The sequence below is a fragment of the bacterium genome (assembly GCA_030685015.1).
In the GTDB taxonomy this organism is placed as follows: domain Bacteria; phylum CAIWAD01; class CAIWAD01; order CAIWAD01; family CAIWAD01; genus CAIWAD01.
Window position 1 is genome coordinate 1 of record JAUXWS010000054.1, and the last position, 17,017, is coordinate 17,017.

The following is a 17,017-nucleotide window of genomic DNA, read 5'->3' on the forward strand; positions in this document are numbered from 1 at the left end:
GGCCACCAGGTCGGCGGCGGCGCGGGCGTTGACCAAGCCCCAGCCCATCCTGTAGTCCGGGCCGGGATGCTCGCCCGCCTCGTTGGCCGTGTGGATGAGCAGGCCGCGCAGGGTGGAGGAAAGCGGGGCGCGCGGGCTGCCGTCCGCCTGGGCATGGCCATCCTGGTACTGCTTCTGCAGCAGGGCCAGCGCGCCCGCCACGGTTGGGCTGGCCGCGGAAGTGCCTGAGAACGTGGTGTAGGCGGCGGGTCCTGTGCGGGCCATGGTCTGCAAGGAACTACCATTGGCCACCACGTCCGGTTTGATGCGGCCATCGTCCGTGGGGCCGAAGGAGCTGTAACCGGTCACCACCACGTCGGCGGGCTGGCTCCAGCCGTTGGGCAGGTCGTTGACAGCGCCCACTGTCAGCACATTCTTGGCCAGGGCCTCCGGACCTAGGCTGTCGTAACCACTCAGGCCGCCGTCCCGCTCGCGCGGCGCCAGGCTGCTCACCCATTGCCCTCCCGTGAAAACGAAGTGCGGCACGCCCTCGGCCGGACCCGCGTCCTGCCGGTGATTGCCGGCGGAGCGGACCATGATCAGGCGGTTCATCAGCCAGGCTGTCTCATCGATCTGGCGCGACACCCCGCTGTAGTAGCCGAAGGCGGCATCCTCCACCGGGCTGATGGCCGGATTGCCGTGCCAGTACCAGTTGGGCGAGCTGTAGTTCCACCCGGTGGAGCTGCCGTAGGAATGGTTGGAGACGCGCAGGCCGACCCAGGCGGCATCCCCCACCTCATCCAGGTCGCTCTCCCAGTCCCAGCACTTGAGGCGGGCGGCGGGGGCCATTCCCTTGGCCGACTCCTGCACGCCCTGCGCGATGAGAATGCCCGCCACGCTGGTGCTGTGGCTGGTCAAGCTGGCCGGGTCGTCCATCACGTCGATGCGGCCCGTCACCTCCTGGTGGGTGGTGAGGGGACGGCCCGTGTCCCACATGCCCAGCCCCGCATAGCCGAGGCCGTCCATGTTCAGGCCGGAAGCGCCGCCCGGCCACAGCTGGTCCACGCCGATGCTCCGCGCCGCGATGAGCGTGTGGCTCTCATAATAGACCGGGCGATCGGAGTCGTCCAGGCCGGCCAGATGGAGGCGGGGGTCCAGGTTGAGCACGCCGGCGGGCCCTTCGCTGGCGGCGCGCAGTTGGATCAAGGCAGGGGTCACCCGCAAGGCGGGAGCGGCGGCCTGGGCCGGAAGCCCCGCCGACAGGATGACCAAGGGCAAAGCAAGCCCCGCAACCATGGGTCGCATGGACCTCCCACGTCTGGCAGTCGGTTGCCGTGTGCTGGGGCGATTGGGTCGCCCTTCATTCCGGACCGCCCAAGTGTATCATTCCAAAGCTGCTTATGGAACTCATACGGTCCTTTTATGGGCCGCTGGAGGCAAAGTAAAGGGCCGCCTGGGCGACCCTGTTCACCTCTCGATGCTTTTTCGCTCATCGGCTGGTCAGCTCAAAGCGGATGACCTGCTGCATGCGCACGGCCACGTTCTTGTCGCGCTGCTTGCCGGGCTTGAACTTCATCTTGCGCAGGGCCTCGATGGCGGCGTCCCCGAACCCGAGCCCCTCCGGTCGTTCACCGGCGATCTCGAAGTCCCGTGGCACCCCATCGGCGCCCACGATGAAGCGGATCTGGGCCAAGCCCTCCACTCCCGCCCGCTGGGCCATCTCCGGGTACTTGACGGCCTTGTAGAGCGCTTCCGTGCCACCGATCAGCTCGGGCTGCTCCTCGATGGCATAGAAGTCGATGATCTCCTCATCACCACCGGCCATGGGGGGTGGCGGGGGGGGGGCGATGTCCCAATCGTCCTCGTCGGCGAAGTCGATATCCTCCATGTCCGCCACCTCCTCATCCTCCTGGGCAATGGTGAAGGTGGGACGGCTGGGCTTGGGAATCGTTTTTTCCTGGATCGTCCGCTCGATCTCCTCGACCTTGATCTCGTCCGGGATGTAGTCCCGGATCTTGATCGACTTGTTGATCTCCTTGGAGACCAGGAACAAGACCACGAAGAGGGCGAGGGCGAAGGCCAGGCCCGCCTCCGTGAAGACGGGGAGCTTTCGGCGGATGTCCACATCCGGATGACGGGGAATGTGCATGGCTTAGCCCTGGTCCTTGAACCGCGTCGTGTAATTGATGCGCAGGGTGTAGGCCTTGCGGCACTGTTGCTGGACGTCTGTGACGACTTTCATGCGACAGTCCCGGTCCGCCTTCAGGGAAATCACGGTCTTGGGATTCTCGGTGCGCCGCTGGTAGAGGATCGGCGTCAACTCACTCAGGTCATCCTTGTTGTACATCTGATCGTCAAGCACCACTTGATTGTATTTGTCAATCCAGATGTACGCGATATCCCGCTTGCCCACTTCGATCTTGGCCGTGGTCTTGGCCTCGGGCACGATCACCGGCAGGCCGTCGAACTGCTTGAAGCTGGTCACCACCATGAAAAAGATGAGCAGGGTGAAAATGATGTCCGGCATGGAGGCCGACGGAATCTTCCCCTGGAAGGGGGCGGGTCGCTTGAGTTGGGCCATGCTTATTCCTCCGGCTCGGCGATGGAGATTTTGCTGGCCCCGGCGGCTTTCACTTGATCCAGCACGTACATGTAGTCGTCGTAGAGGGTGCCGCCCTGGGTCTTGATCGAGACGATCTTGTGGTACTTGCCTTCGGCGTCCTTGCCCTTCTCCTCGAGGCTGGTGCGGATGCGGTTGAGCAGTTCGCCCCGGTTGGCCAGCACCTCGGCATCCACCATGATCTCGCCCCCCTCCGAGACGAGGACGTTGAGCACCATGTCCTTCTTCAACTTGACCGTTTCCGTGCTCTCCGAGAACTCCGGCAGCGTGAGGGAGACGCCCTTGTCCGAGGTGATGGTGGTGGTCACCAGGAAGAAGATGATCAGCGTGAAGATGATGTCCGGCAGCGAGGCCGTCGGGACTTCACCCTCGAATTTGGAACTGCGTTTCAGCGCCATGTGACACCTCAAGTTGGCGTGCGAGCCGGGCGCTGGCTACTTCCTGCCCTGCACGATCAGGCTCTCGACCAGCTGGACCGAGGCCTCCTCCATGTCCACCACCAGGGCCTGGATCTTGGCCGTGAAGATGGAGAAGAAGAACTGGGAGATCATGGCGGAGATCAGGCCGAAAATGGTGGTGAGCAACGCCTGGCCGATGCCGGCGGCCACGATGGAGGGGCTGATGTCGTTGGCTTTGGCAATCTCTTCAAAGGCACTCATCATGCCCGCCACCGTGCCGGTGAAGCCGAACATGGGGGCGAGGGCGATGGCCGTGGACAGCCAGACAAGGCCGCGCTCCAGCAGGGCCAACTCCACCGAGGCGGCGTTGACGATGGCCTTCTCCACCGTGTCGATGCCACGATCGAAGCGGATGAGGCCGGCGTGCATGATCGACGCCACCGGACCGCGGGTGCTGGCGCAGATTTCGCTGGCCTTGTCGACGCCTCCCTCCTTGAGGGCCTCCTGGATGCGCAGCATGAAGCGCTTGGTGTTCTGGGACGCCATGAAGAGGTGGACCGCCTTCACGATGATCATCATGAGCGCCAGGATCGTGATGATCAGGATGGGGTGCATGAAGAGGCCGCCGTCGACGTAGTACTTGAGCATGGGAATGCATCCTCCGCCTGATTGATTGTCCCCCGGAACAGGCTGGCTGCCAGCGGTCTCGCAGGGGTTTTCAAAGCCGCGAAAACCTACTGAACCGCCTGTCCAATGTCAAACAAGGAGCCTCTCGAGCGGCTTGGGAAGCGCCTGCGCCCCCGGCCGGCCCGACCTCTCAGCGACCCCGGCTGGCCAGGTGCTGGATGCGTTCGGCCTCCCCGAAGAGCAGCCGGGCCTCCGCCACCACGGGATCCATGTCCAGATCCACCATCAAGGAGGAGTCGCGCCCAAACACGACGCGGGCCACTTCACGTTTGAGATAGCCCTGGATCCAGTGCAGGTCCTGCCGCCACTGCTCCTCGTTGAAGGCGACCTTGTCGCCCACGAAGTCCGTGAAATCCCGCAGGATGGAATCGCCGGGCTGCCAGGTCCGGCGGAAACCCTCCCAGCCCAGCTCCTCCAGCTGCCGGCGAAACGGGCCGGAGGTGGCGGCGTGGTTGGCGAAATCGAAGAAGGACTGCTGGATGCGCAGGCGGCTTGTGTACTGGCTGAGGCGGCCGCTGCGGATGCGCACGTCCGGTGTGATGCCGCCGCCGCCGTAGACCTTGCGCCCGGCGCGGGTGCGGTAGACCGGTCGGTTGGCCGTGCTGTCGGCGATGAGGTTGGGGTCGGTCTCGTCCCAGGCCTCTTCGTAGTAGGAGGCCAGTCCCTTGTCGAAGGGCCGCTGGATGAGGCGCCGGCTGGGTGTGTAATAGCGGGCGATGGTGAGGCGCACGGCCGAGGAGTCCCTCATCTCGAGCTGGCGCTGGACCAAGCCCTTTCCAAAGCTGGTCTGGCCCGCGACCAAGCCGCGGTCGTGGTCCTGGATGGCGCCGGCCACGATCTCGCTGGCGCTGGCGCTGCCTTGGTTGATGAGCACGACGAGCGGCAGGGCGGGCAGGTCGTCCCCGTCGGTGGATTTCAACACGCTGCCGAACTGGGGCAGGCGCCCCTCCGTGGACACGATGGTCAGGCCGCCGGGCAGGAAGAGGTCGGCGATCTTGTGGGCCTGCTCCAGGTAGCCGCCGGAGTTGTTGCGCAAATCGAAGATGAGCTTCTTCATGCCCAGGGTCTGCAGGGTGGCCACGGCCTGGCGCATCTCCTCGTCGGAGGTGGCCATGAAGCGGTTGAGGCGCAGGTAGCCCACCTCGCCGTCCAGCATGAAGACCGACTCCACGCTGTAAATGGGGATCTTCTCCCGCACGATGGTGAAGGTGAGCGGCTCGTCCAGCCCCGCCCGCCGCACCTTGATCACCACCGCCGTGCCGCCCTTTCCCTTGAGCTTGCGCTGCACCTCCTCGTTGGTGATGCCCCAGGTGGCCTTGCCGTCGATCTCGGTGATCACGTCGCCGGGGCTGAGGCCCAGCCGGTCGCTGGGCGTGCCGGGAATGGCGGAGACCACGGTCAGCAGCTTGTCCCGGATCTGGAAATAGATGCCGATGCCCTCGAACTCGCCCTGGAACTCCTCGTTGATCTTGCGCAGCTCATCGGCCGGGATGTAGTTGGAGTGCGGATCCAGCTCGTCCAGCATGCCGCGGATGGCCCCGTCCACCACCTTGGAGAGGTCGGCCTCGTCCACGTAGAAGTCGCGGACCATCTCCATGACGGCGTTGATCTTGCCCAGGCCTTCCATCGGGCTGCGCACCGAGGCGTGGGGATCCTGGCGGCTGAGGACCAGGAGCAGCCCGAGCAGAAGGATGCCCGGGATCAGCCAAAGGAAGGAGGCGAGTCGTTTCATGGCGCCAACTTAGCAGACGGGAATCGGGTTTTCTTGACGCCGGCGACCGGCCGGCGGGCTCCCTTGATCGAGGCGGCCATCTCCATGCAAGTCCCGGGCCATTGTCCGCGAGGCGGCGGGGCCGGATGCATCCGTCACACCCCTGTCCACGTGTGGCGCGCCCAGCGGTCGCCGGGCAGGGCGCGCAGACGGCCGGCCAGCTCACCTTCCAGCAATCGGGCGGCCAGCTCGGAGGGGTCCAGGCCCAGGCGCCCGGCCAGCCGGTCCATGTCGCAGGGTGTTTCAAGCGCCTGCCATAGAAGCGGGTCGGCCTGGGCCGCCGCATCGTCCCTGCCGCCGCCGTCGTCCGCGCCCTGTTCCAGGTCGGGCATCCCGTCCACGCTGGGAGTCGGGGCGGGAGCCGGCAGCGGCAGGCACAGGGGCAGGCCGCCCAGGTCCTCGCGCAGGTGCTCGTCCGTGGCACACAGGCGGGCGCCCTCGCGGATGAGCCGATGGCTGCCCGCGAAGAGCGGATGGTCGGCCGGGCCGGGGCAGACCAGCACTTCGCGGCCCTCCTCGACCGCGTGGTGCGCCGTGGAGAGGGCGCCGCTGCGCAGGGGCGCCTGGGCCACGATCACGGCGCGGCTGAGCCCGGCGATGACGCGGTTGCGGCGGGGAAAGCGCCAGGTCTCGGGCCTTGTCCAGGGCGGCCACTCGCTCACAAGCAGGCCCTCGGCGGCGATGCGGGCGAAGAGGTCGACATGGCAACCGGGATAGGGCCGGTCGAAGCCCGAGCCCAGCACGGCCACGGTGCGCGCGCAGCCGGCCGCGCCATGGGCGGCGGCATCGATCCCGGCGGCGCCGCCCGAGACGACGACGAAGCCCAGACGGGCCAACCGGGTGGCGATGCGCCGGGTCCAGTCCACGGCCCTGGCGTCCGGCTGGCGGGTTCCCACCACGGCCACGCCCTCCCCGCGCAAGAGGGAAAGCCTGCCCTGGCAGAAGAGCGGATCGGGTGGACGGGTCAGGGCGGCCAGGCAGGGCGGATAATGGGCCATGCCCGGTCGCAGCAGCGACAGGCGGCCCGCCGCCAGATCCCTGGAGAGGCGGCGCCAGCGCTCACTCTCCTCGCTGCCGGGATCCAGGGCTCGGCGCAGGGCGGCGCCCTGCCCCCCGCTGTCTTGCGGGAGCAGGTCGAGGGGCGCTCGCCCCGACCGCAGGCGATCAAGCATGGCGTCGCGCAGCCCGACGCCCAGTTTGTCGTGGCAGAGGATGGCAAGGCGGGCGGGGTCCATTGGCGCTCCTTTCCGTCGGGAAGGGAGCAGGTACCTCGCGGGGGGCGGCGCGGGTTCCGGCCCAAACGACCAAGCCGGAGCGGGAGGAACGGCCTGTCGGGTGGACTTGACAGGGGACCGCCCCCAAGGCGCCGCCCGCTTGCGCCGTCAATCCCCAGGAACAGAGGTCATTTGATCAGCAGCAGGCGGGCCGTCTGCTCTTCCCCGGCGAAGCGGGCCCGGGCGAAGTAGGTCCCGCTTGCCCAGCGCGAGGCGTCCAGGTAGAGGCGATAGACGCCCGGTTCCAGCCGGGCGCGGGCCAGCACGGTCATCTCGCGTCCCAGGAGGTCGTAGACGCGCAGGTCCAGTTGTCCGGCCCGGTCCAGCTCAAGTTCCAGCGTGGTGGACGGATTGAAGGGGTTGGGATAGGGTGGCCGCAGGCGGAAGCGCTGGGGCAGCTCGGCCAGGCCCGGCTGCGGCGCATGGACGAAGCCCTCCACCGGCGTGTAGGCGGCTTCCGTCGCCAGCGGGCCGCCCCGCCAGCCAATGTCGGCGCGGCTGCCGTCGAAGGCGTCCAGCCATTGGGGCGAAGGATCGCCGGCGTCCACCAGCGGCGAGTCGGCGAAGAGCCGGAAGTCGGCCCCCTCGTCCACGCGCGGACTGCCCTGGCCGGCCCGCAAGTCGCTGAGCAGGCGCGTGCTGTCGTTGAAGGCGACCCAGTGGGTCACGTTTACCAGGCTGTTGTCAGCCTGGCGCAGCCAGCCGTTGCGGCAATCGAACCAGTTCCATTCGGCGCGGACCGTGCTGGCCGCGTCCAGCCAGAGGGCCCGCGGCGTGCTGGCCAGGTAGATGTCGCGCTGGGCATTGGTGAAGTACTCGCCGAAGTGGACGCTGCGCCACTGGAACAGGTTGTTGCGCACGTCCAGCGTGGAGTTGAGCGACTGCACCCGGCCGAAGCCCAGGTGGGTCGTCTGCGGCCAGCGCGGGAAGCCGGCGCTCAGGATCTGCACCGTCTGGAAGCTGTTGTTGGCGATCAGCGCCTCGCCGTCCACCACCGTGACGCCCACCACCGGGTTGATGAACAGGTTGTTCTGGACGCGGTGGCCCTGACCGCCCGCCAGATAGACGGCGGAGCTTCCCAGCAGCAGGCTGTCGGCGGGGCGCTCGAAGCGGCAGCGCGCGATCTCCACCGGCGTGTCCACGGACAGCACGCTGGTCCGCGTGCGGACGAAGCGGCAATCGGAGATGGGGATCGGGCTGGTGTTGCCCACGTGCTCCAGTTGCAGGGCGGTGGCGTAGCCCTCGAACTGGGCGTGGGCGATCCCCTCGATCACCGCCCCTTCCTGGGCTCGGAGGAAGTGTGGACGACGGTCGGAGGAGCGGGTGTGGGTGGCCAGGGAGCGGAAGATGACGGGCTTCTCCGCGCTGCCCTCCACGCTCAGGGAACCGGCCACGTCGAAGACCCAGCCTTCCAACGGCATGTCGCCGGACACGAGGCTGCTGCCCTCCTCGATGCGCAGGCTGGCTCCCGCCGGGACATGCACCGGACCCACCAGGAAGACGGCGCCCGTGGACTCGGCGATCACGCCGCTCACCTCGCCCGAAAGCAGGGCATAGCGCGGACGGATGTCCAGCGTGAGGCTGTCCGAGGCGAAGGTGTCGGTGAAGCGCACGTCCAGGCGCACGACGGCGGTGTCCAGTTGCAGGTTCAGCCACAGGCTGTCGCCCAGCACCATGGGCTGCGGCACGCCGTTCAACCAGGTGTTGTAGCGGTAACTTTGCAGCACGCCCAGCCGCCCGGCGTTGTCGTCCACCACGCGCAAGCGGACCTGGGCGATGGATCCCGCCGTCAAATGGTCCACCACCACGACCGGTTGGCCCAGGCAATCTCCCGCCGGACAGGGCTCCACCTGCACCAGGCGCGGCGGCACGTTGGGCTCGAAGTCCAGGACGGCGGTCAGGGAATCCTCATGGACCTGATCCTCCACCTGGTTGACGCCGTGCACGCGCACGGTGAACTGGCCGGTCTGCTGGAACTGGCGTGGCCAGATGAGGGCAAGGCGGTTGCGGTTCATCTGCTGAAGCTGAAGGCCGGGCGGCCCCTCCAGCAGGGTCCAGGTGGCGGGCGGGTAGGCCTCCATCTCGATCTGGCCCAGGTAGGAATAGCCCAGCACCCACTGGGAAGGACTCGGGAGGGTGAGGATGCGGCAGGGGGCGATGGCTCCCAGCGAATAGAAGGGACCGATGTCGGACCTCGTCTGGTCCGGGTCCTGGTAATCCGGATCACCGGCGTCGATCAGCGGCGACTCCGCCAGCGGCACGAGGAACTCGTCAAGCAAAGGGTCGGCCAGCACATGGGTGGAGTCCGGGTCGTGCTGGGTGTACTCGGTCTCATTGCTGGAATAGGTGGTGATGAAGTTCTGCCACTCGTTCGCCGGCCCACCATAGAAGCAGTTGTAGCGGACCTGCTCGAAGACCGGCGCGACCGGGTTGAAGAGCATCACGCCGTAGGCCCAGGTGTTGACCGAGTGGGGGAGGAAAATGTTGTTGATCACATCCATCCGCGCCCCGGCGGAATAGAGGGCGAAGGTGGAGATCTCGTCGAAGAGGCAGTTCTGGAACCAGTAGCGACCTGGTCCGTAGCAGACCGGCCCCAGGTTCGAATTGGTGAAGAGGCAGCGCTCGACCCGGGCCGAGATGCCGTCCGTTCCCGCCGGGGGCTTGTTCATGTTGAGGACGGAGTTGGCGGCGTTGACATGGGCATAGCGCAGGATGGAGCGGGTGCTGTCGCTGCCCGCCACCTGGCGCAGCTGGATGCCCAGCCAGCGGGAGAGGGCGCCCTCGGCCAGATCGAAGCGAACCAGGCTGTCGCGCTTGCCTTCCACGATCAGCGTGCCGCTGACGATCAGGCCGGATCCGTTGGCGAACCGCAGGGTGGCGCCGGGCCGCGCGCGCAGCGTGTCGCCCGCCATCACATTGACGGTGGTCTCGCAGAGGTAGGGGCTGCCTTCGGCCGTCAGCCAGAAGGTGCGGCCTTCCTCCGGACGCAGGGTGTCCGGCAGCATGGTCTGGCCCTGGGCGGCCGCGCCCGCCGCCAGGATGAGCAACAGGCGGGTGAGTTGGCGCCAGGCGCCTGTGGATAGCATCATGGACTGTGGCACCCCTTCCATCGATCCCGCCCGCTAAGGACGTGGCAGTCTGTCGACGGGCCCGCGAGAAATAGGAAATGGCGGGGGGTCCTCCAAGCCGGCCTCAGCCGCCGGGAGCAGCCCCCCACCATTGTTTTCGGAATCCCACGGGGCCAACTTCACGAGGAGCCCAGGCGGAATTGGCCGCTGCGCGGTCTCTTTCACCCCCATCGCCCCGGATCTTCCGCAGCCATCTTGCCCCATAAGACCAGTATGCGTTGCAAGATCTCCGCGAGCCGGTTTCTATCTGGGCGCGAATCCCATCGAAGACCAAGGCCCGACAATATCCTGGGGCGACCCTCCGTCCGTGGGCCAACTTCGGGTTCAGTCCTTCAACTGGGCCAGACTCCGCTCGATGGCCGCGCGCACGCGGTCCACCTCCTCGCGAGCCAATCGGCGCCGCAAGGCCGGCCGGGCGGCGGCATCCCCCAGATCCCCCAGCAAGCGGGCCGCGCGCAGACGGACCACCTCCCGTTCTTCATCCAGCAGGCGGCTCACCGGCTTGACGGCCTTCGAGGCGAAGTTGCGCAGGGCGATCTCGCAGGATTCGCGCACACTCCACACTTCGTCCAGCAGACCGGAGGAAAGGACGGGCACGGCCCGATCCATGACCAGGCGTCCCAGGACACGGGCCGCCTCCACGCGCACGCCCGGCGCGCTGTCCTTCATGGCTGCCAGGGCGGTGCGGAAGCGCAGATCCTTGTCGACGCCCAGGGAACCAAGCACTTGCAGGGCCGTGCGCCGCACGAAAAAGCGCGCATCGGTGTCCGCCACCCGCGCCAGGGCCTTGCCCACGGCGGGCACGGCGAAGCGGGCAAGGGAATGCACCGCCCGGTTCCGCACGTAGTAGGACGGGTGCTCAAGGCTGGGCAGCAAGGCCTCCGCCTCCGCCTCGGTCGCCACCTGCCCCAGCACGGCCAACAGGCAGTAGCGCTCCCAGCTGGCGCAGCCCAGCCGGTAGAGGGCCTGGTTGACGCCCCGGCGCAGGGGGAAACCTTCCTCGTCCGCCGCCTGGTCGCGGATGGCCTTGAGGTGGGGAACCGCGGCATGGTTGCCCGTCTCCCCGATGACCCGGATCAGACGCAAGCGGCCCTCCAGGCTGGCTTCCTCGCGGAGCTGCCGCAGCAGGCCCTCCACTTCCGGGCTGCCCACCCGTAGCAGCGGAAGCAGGTCGTGCACCAGACTGGGACCGTAGGCGACCAGGGCCTGGATGGTGGCCTGCCGCACATGGAAATAACTGGAGCGCAGACCCTCGCGCAGGAGGGGCAGCGCTTCGGGGGCGCCCAAGCGTCCCAGCAGGATGATGCAACGGACGCGCAGGCGCGCGCAGGTCTCGTGCTGCAGCAGCTCGATGATGGGGGCGACCGCTTCGGAACCCAGCTCGGCCAGGGCGGCGCCTGCCGCGTCGCAAACATCCTCCTGGCGCACGGCCATCATGCGCACCAAGGTGCGGGCCGCGTCCGGACCGCCCAAGCGGCCCAGGGCCTCGGCCACGGCGTGTCGCACCCGGCGGTCGGGATGGCCGGCCAGGCGCACCAGCTCGGGCAGGCTGTGCTTGTCGTACAGCAGGCCCAGCACCCGCACGACTCCGGCCAGCATGGAGGGCGAAGGCTCATGCAGGGACTCCCGCAAGGCGGGCAGGGCGCGGCTGCCGTGGCGGCACAGGTTGCGAATGACGAGGGGCCGCAGCGTCTCGCTCTCCAGGAAGAGCAGGTGGATGAGGGTATCCACGGCAGCGCCGGCGTGGGGGCCGGTCGTGCAGTCGCCCAGCCGGCCCACCGCCTCGGCCAGCACCTTGCGCGCCTCGTTGCGCACCAGCCAGTCCTTGTCCTGCAGGTGACGGGTGAGGGGGATGATGTCGCGCGGATCCCCCAGCCGGCCCAGGGCCTGGACGGCGCTCCAGCGCAGGTTGGGATCCGGGCTGTCGAGGATGCGCGGCTTGAGCAGTCCGTCCCTGGCCTCGGCCAGGCCCAGACGACCCGCCACCAGCACGGCGGCGTGGCGCACGTCGTCGCTGAGGTCGCCCAGGGCCCTCTCCACGTGCGGCCAGGCCAGGGGCGGCGCCACGTCGGTAAGGGCCAACACGGCCCGCCGCCTTTCCCGCCATTCCACGGCCTCCAGCGAACGGCCCAGCGCCGCCGGGATGCTCTTGTTCCGGGGCGCGCTCATCACAGCCTCTCGATGAAGCCTTCCACGACCCCGTCGGGGTGGATGGCGGTGATCTCGTAATCGCAGTCGATGCCGGCCAGCAGCTTGACGGCGGCCCGGAAAGCGCCCAGCCGGGCGTTGGTCATCTCCCGCACCGACTGGCCGGGAATGCGCAGGGCGCGATAGGTCTCCGAGTAGATGTCGCGGTAGATGGTGATCTCGATCTTGTTGGGGCTGACCTCCTTCAAGCGGAAATCGGAGGCGTCGCGGAAGAGCCCGGCCTTGAGCCCGATCTCCACGTAGCCGCGCAGGGCCTCGATCATGCTGCCGCCGCGCGGGAAGAGGAAGTCGTACTCGTGCTCGAGCAGGCCGATCCAAGTGGCCGTGGCGTGCTCATAGGCGCGGTCCAGGAAGATCTTGGGCCAATTGCCGTGGAAGTCGCGGGCCGTCTCCTCCAGGGCGCCCAGCCAGACGCGGGCCAGGATCCAGCCGGTCTCGGGCAGCCCGGGGGCGCCGGGGCAGGCCGTGGCCTGCGCGTTGTGCTGCGATCGGTTCATGCGGCGCGCTCCTCTCCTTCCATCAGGCCCATCCTTGTCAACAACAGCCGCACGGCGTCGGGGCTTAGCTCCCGCTTGAGGCGGTGATTGATCCGCGCCGCCAGGGTGGCCAGGTCGCCGCCGCGGGATTCCGCCCACAGCAGCACCAGTTCCCGGCGCTCCTCAAGCCCCAAGCCGGCCACCTCCCGCGCGATCTGGGCCTCGTCGCGGACCCTGGCTTGGCTCAGGGACTTGACCACGTCCATGGTCTCCCGCGCGATGGCCAGCTCCTCATTGGTGGGGATGACCATCACCTTGACCTTGCCGCCCGAGATGAGGGCCTGCTTCGCCTGGTTGGCCTCCGGGTCGAGGCGGATGCCCAGGAGCTCCAGGTGCTCCAGGATGCGGGCCCGGATCTGCACCGCGTTCTCGCCGATGCCCCCGGTGAAGACCACCCCGTCCAGTCCGCCCAGCTCCGCCGCGTAGGCGCCGATGTACTTGCGGACGCGCAGGCAGAAGATGTCCAGGGCCAGGCGCGCCCGCTCGTTGCCGCGGCCCGCCTCCTCCTCCAGCTCGCGCATGTCGTTGGAGACACCCGACAGCCCCAGCAGTCCGCTCCGCTTGTTCATGAGGGCGTCCACCGACTGGGTGTCCAGCTTTTCGCGCTCCTGGAGGAAGCCGACGATGGCCGGATCCATGTCCCCGCAGCGGGTACCCATCACCAGGCCCTCAAGGGGAGTGAAGCCCATGCTCGTGTCGATGGAGACGCCGCCGTCGATGGCGGCGATGGACGAGCCGTTGCCCAGGTGGCAGGTGATCAGCTTGAGCCGGGTCAGCGGCTTGCCCAGCATCTCGGCCGCCCGCTGCGCCACGAAGCCATGGCTGGTGCCGTGGAAACCGTAGCGGCGGATGCCGTGCTTCTCGTACATCTCGTAGGGCAGGCCGTAGAGATAGCTGGCCCGCGGCATGCGGCTGTGGAAGGCTGTGTCGAACACGCCGACCTGTGGCAGGTCGGGCATCAGCTTGCGGGCCATGCGGATGCCCATGATGTTGGCCGGATTGTGCAAGGGTGCGAAAGGAACGCAGCGTTCCATCGCCTCGATCACCTCCGGCGTGATGAGGGCGGCCCCGCTGAACTCCTCGCCGCCGTGGACGGTGCGGTGCCCCACCGCGTCCACCTCCTTCATGCTGCGGATCACGCCGTGTTCCGGATGGGTGAGGATCTCCATCACGAGGCGCACCGCTTTCTCATGGTCCGGGATCTCCAGCACGTCCCGGATGGGGGAGGCCTGGCGGCCACTGAAGGTGAGCATGGCCCGGCTGGAGCCGATCTTCTCCACCAGGCCCTTGAGCAGGACCCGCTCATCCTTCATATCGAAGAGCTGGAATTTGAGTGATGATGAACCGCAGTTCAGTACAAGGATCTTCATCCACGTCCTTTCGCCGGGGACCGCACCCCGCTCGTTAACTGATGAACAGGCTTGCTTTGAATCTGGCACAAGCGGCAGCGTGGGTCAAGTTGATTGCCGCGGGGGGGATCCTTCCGCGCGTCGGACGGCCTGCGACCGCCGCCGGCCCAGTCAGGAGGCCCAGCGGACCTCGGTCAAAGCGGTGCGGCGCTTCATCTCCTCCACCGTGCGCTGGATCTCCGCCGTGATCATGGCGGCCCGGACCCGCTCCTCCACCGCCCGGCGCAGGCCGACGCTTTCAGCGATCTGGGGCAGGCGCCGTCCGATGAGGCTGTAGAAGACCCAGCGGCTGGTCCGGCCGGGCTGCCTCAACTCCATCACATCGCTCCATTCGTCCGGATCCAGGTCGATGAGGGCGCCGTGGATCTCGGCGGGCAGGGCCCGGGCCGCCTCGGCGCTCAGCTCGCGCGGATGAAGCGTCAGCCCCAGACGCTCGGCCAGCATGGCCGGATCGAGTTTCTCGCGGCGGGAGAGGTCGCGGGCGGCCCGCGCCTTCTCCCGGGTGGGGAACTCGAAGGTCCAGAGGCCGAAGGCGCGCTCGGCCAGGAACTCCTGCGGGTTGGCCCAGAGGTAGTTCTCCAGGTCCTCCTCCGTGGGCCGGATGGCGGGGGCGATCTGCTCGTTGACGAGCAGGGCGCTCTTGAGCAGGCGCTCGCGCAGATCGACTAGATCCAGGGTCTCGCGGCTGAGCCAGGTGCCGTCGCGGCGCGCCTCCCGCAGCCAGGCGTCCTGCTCGACCCAGAAGCGCAGGAAGTCCGGGCCCAGGTTCGCGGTGGCCATGCCGCTCTGGGCGCCGAAGGCCTGGCGCATCATCTCGTCCAGTTGGCCCCGCGTGAGGGTTGTGTCCGCCGTGTGGGCCACGATGGTGCCGGCGGACACGCCGGCGCCCGAAGCCGCGGCGGTGAAGATCTCGATGCGATGGTTCTTCCAGAGGCGGGCCTGGACCTCCAGCTCGGCCCGGTGGCGGGCGTGCCGTTCCAGGATGCCGCTCAGCTCGGCGCGCTCGATCGGCCCGAACTCGATGTCGCGCTCGCGCAGGCTGTCCAGGCGGATGATGTGCCAACCAAAGGGCGATTCCACCGGCGGCGATACCTCCCCCGGGCGCAGGCGCAGCAGGGCGTCCTCGAACTCCAGCACGGTCTGCCCGGTGAGCAGCGCGCCCAGGCTGCCGCCCAGGGTGGCCGATCCCGGATCCCTGGACAACCGGCGGGCCAGCTCGGCAAAGGACTCGCCGCGGGAGAGGCGTTCAACCGCGCGGCGCGCCGCCGTCTCGTCCGCCAGCAGGATGTGGCTGGTGAAGTAGACATAGCGGGAGAGCTGCTCGTAGTCGTCCACGTTGACGGGCGGAACGGAAGCCATGCCCAGGCGACGTTCCCGGCAGAGGCGCACGGCGATCTCCCGGTGGGCCTGCTCCAGCTGGTCCAGCTGCTGGGGTGTCAGCCGCCGCCCCTGCCCCTCCCAGGCCAGGGCCAGCAGGGTGTGCTCGTGGATCTCGGGCAGGACGGCCTGCATCAAGTCGTCCAGCATGGGCTTGTCCAGCGGGACGCCCTTGGTGAGCAGATACTCGCGGGCCTGGGCGCGGGTGACGAAGACGGGGGCGGCTCCGGCGTGGTGCGCCGCGACCAGGATGGCCAGGAGGCAGAACAGGAAGCGTGGCACGGTCAGCCTTTCGCCCTTAGAGAAGCTCCGCCGCCAGCCCGGCCAGGCGGCTGCGTTCCCCCTTGCTCAAGGTGGCGTGGGCGCTGACCGACTGATCGCGGAAGCGGTCGATGACGTAGGAGAGGCCGTTGGACATGGCGTCCACATAGGGATTGTCGATCTGCTCGGGGTCGCCCGTGAGCACCACCTTGGTGCCGTTGCCGGCCCGCGTGATGATCGTCTTCACCTCGTGGGGCGTGAGGTTCTGCACCTCGTCCACGATGAAGAACTGGCGCGGCAGGCTGCGTCCCCGGATGTAGGAGAGGGGCTCCACCTCGAGCACGCCGGACTGGCGGAGCTTCTGCTCCGTGAGCTTCTGTCCCTTGCGGCCATTGCCCGCCAGACCGTCCAGGAGCTGTTCCAGGTTGTCGTGGATGGGCGTCATCCAGGGACCCAGCTTCTCTTCAAGAGAGCCGGGCAGGAAGCCCAACTCCTTGCCCATGGGGAAGACGGGCCGGCTGACCACCATGCGGCGGTAGGGCGAGTCCTCGTCCAGCACCTGGCGCAGGCCGGCGGCCAGGGCGAGCAGGGTCTTGCCCGTGCCGGCGCGGCCGGCCAGGGTCACCAGCTGGATCGTCTCGTCCAGCAGGAAATGCAGGGCGAAATGCTGGCCCAGGTTGCGGGCGCGGATGCCCAGGCCGGCGTCCTCCGTGCGCAGCAGGTGCAGGCGGCTGGGGTTGGCCTGGAAAGTGCCCAGGGCGGTGCGTTCCGGCCTCTCGGCGTCCTGCAGGACGACGCCCTCGTTGGGGTGCAGGCCCGAGTTCTCCTCCATGTCCAGATGGCCCACGGTGAAGAACTCGTCGATCCAGCCGGCCGGCACCTGGATGAGATGGTAGCCCTGGAAGAGGTCGTCCACGCGCACGCGGCGGTCCTCGAAGCCCGTGGCCTCCAGGCCGTAGGCTCCCGCCTTGATGCGCATGTTGACGTCCATGGTGACGAAGAGCTTGGGCCAGCCGCGGGGCGCCTTGTACTGCAGGCCGATGGCCAGGATGCAATCGTCGGCAAGGCCGGGGCTGAGGCCTTCGGGGAATTCGATCCGCTCCCCGGCGCCGGCCACGGTGAGGGTCCCTCCCTCCGGCATGGCCACGCCCTGGGTGAGGGAACCCAGCCGCCGCAGATCGTCGATCTGCCGGCTGGCCTCGCGGGCGTTGCGGCTCACCTCGCCCACGCCCTTCTTGAACTTGTCGATCTCGGCGATGACCGTGATGGGGATGACCAGGCGTGAACCGTTGAAGGCGTAGAGGGCTCTGGGATCATGCAGCAGGACGTTCGTGTCCAGGATCACGGTCCGCCTCATGCCAAGGCCTCC

At 68.0% G+C, this 17,017-nt stretch carries 12 protein-coding genes and 1 pseudogene; all 13 read right to left on the bottom strand.

Annotated elements, in window-relative coordinates; all coding sequences use genetic code 11:
* Nucleotides 1-1,284, bottom strand: a 1,284-nt coding sequence (locus tag Q8O14_07005; protein ID MDP2360484.1) for a S8 family serine peptidase, incomplete at its 3' end; no start/stop codon positions are given.
* Nucleotides 1,285-1,468: 184 nt separating this feature from the next.
* Complete coding sequence (locus Q8O14_07010; GenBank protein ID MDP2360485.1) at nt 1,469-2,128, bottom strand: energy transducer TonB; 660 nt, start codon at nt 2,126-2,128, stop codon at nt 1,469-1,471.
* A gap of 3 nt (nt 2,129-2,131) precedes the next feature.
* Nucleotides 2,132-2,560: a biopolymer transporter ExbD gene (locus tag Q8O14_07015; GenBank protein MDP2360486.1), complete on the bottom strand. Its 429-nt coding sequence runs from the start codon at nt 2,558-2,560 to the stop codon at nt 2,132-2,134.
* A 2-nt stretch (nt 2,561-2,562) separates the two neighbouring features.
* On the bottom strand, nt 2,563-2,997 hold the full coding sequence (locus tag Q8O14_07020) for a biopolymer transporter ExbD (protein ID MDP2360487.1): 435 nt from the start codon (nt 2,995-2,997) through the stop codon (nt 2,563-2,565).
* Nucleotides 2,998-3,033: 36 nt separating this feature from the next.
* A complete protein-coding gene (locus Q8O14_07025) occupies nt 3,034-3,645 on the bottom strand; it encodes a MotA/TolQ/ExbB proton channel family protein (protein MDP2360488.1) in 612 nt (203 codons plus the stop codon).
* A 169-nt stretch (nt 3,646-3,814) separates the two neighbouring features.
* On the bottom strand, nt 3,815-5,416 hold the full coding sequence (locus Q8O14_07030; GenBank protein ID MDP2360489.1) for a S41 family peptidase: 1,602 nt from the start codon (nt 5,414-5,416) through the stop codon (nt 3,815-3,817).
* A gap of 134 nt (nt 5,417-5,550) precedes the next feature.
* Nucleotides 5,551-6,690 (bottom strand): DNA-processing protein DprA, encoded by a 1,140-nt coding sequence (dprA, locus tag Q8O14_07035; protein ID MDP2360490.1) that lies wholly within the window; start codon nt 6,688-6,690, stop codon nt 5,551-5,553.
* 167 nt (nt 6,691-6,857) lie between these two features.
* Entirely contained in the window at nt 6,858-9,818 is a 2,961-nt protein-coding gene (locus tag Q8O14_07040; GenBank protein MDP2360491.1) for a T9SS type A sorting domain-containing protein, read from the bottom strand.
* Between the two features lie 363 nt (nt 9,819-10,181).
* A complete protein-coding gene (locus tag Q8O14_07045; protein MDP2360492.1) occupies nt 10,182-12,026 on the bottom strand; it encodes a HEAT repeat domain-containing protein in 1,845 nt (614 codons plus the stop codon).
* Nucleotides 12,026-12,562 (bottom strand): hypothetical protein, encoded by a 537-nt coding sequence (locus Q8O14_07050; protein MDP2360493.1) that lies wholly within the window; start codon nt 12,560-12,562, stop codon nt 12,026-12,028. The genes Q8O14_07045 and Q8O14_07050 overlap by 1 nt, the downstream gene beginning before the upstream one ends.
* Before the next feature lie 230 nt (nt 12,563-12,792).
* Nucleotides 12,793-13,971: pseudogene (locus Q8O14_07055) on the bottom strand (acetate kinase).
* Between the two features lie 150 nt (nt 13,972-14,121).
* On the bottom strand, nt 14,122-15,669 hold the full coding sequence (locus Q8O14_07060; protein MDP2360494.1) for a peptidylprolyl isomerase: 1,548 nt from the start codon (nt 15,667-15,669) through the stop codon (nt 14,122-14,124).
* 16 nt (nt 15,670-15,685) lie between these two features.
* Nucleotides 15,686-17,005: a PhoH family protein gene (locus tag Q8O14_07065; protein MDP2360495.1), complete on the bottom strand. Its 1,320-nt coding sequence runs from the start codon at nt 17,003-17,005 to the stop codon at nt 15,686-15,688.
* Between the last annotated feature and the right edge of the window lie 12 nt (nt 17,006-17,017).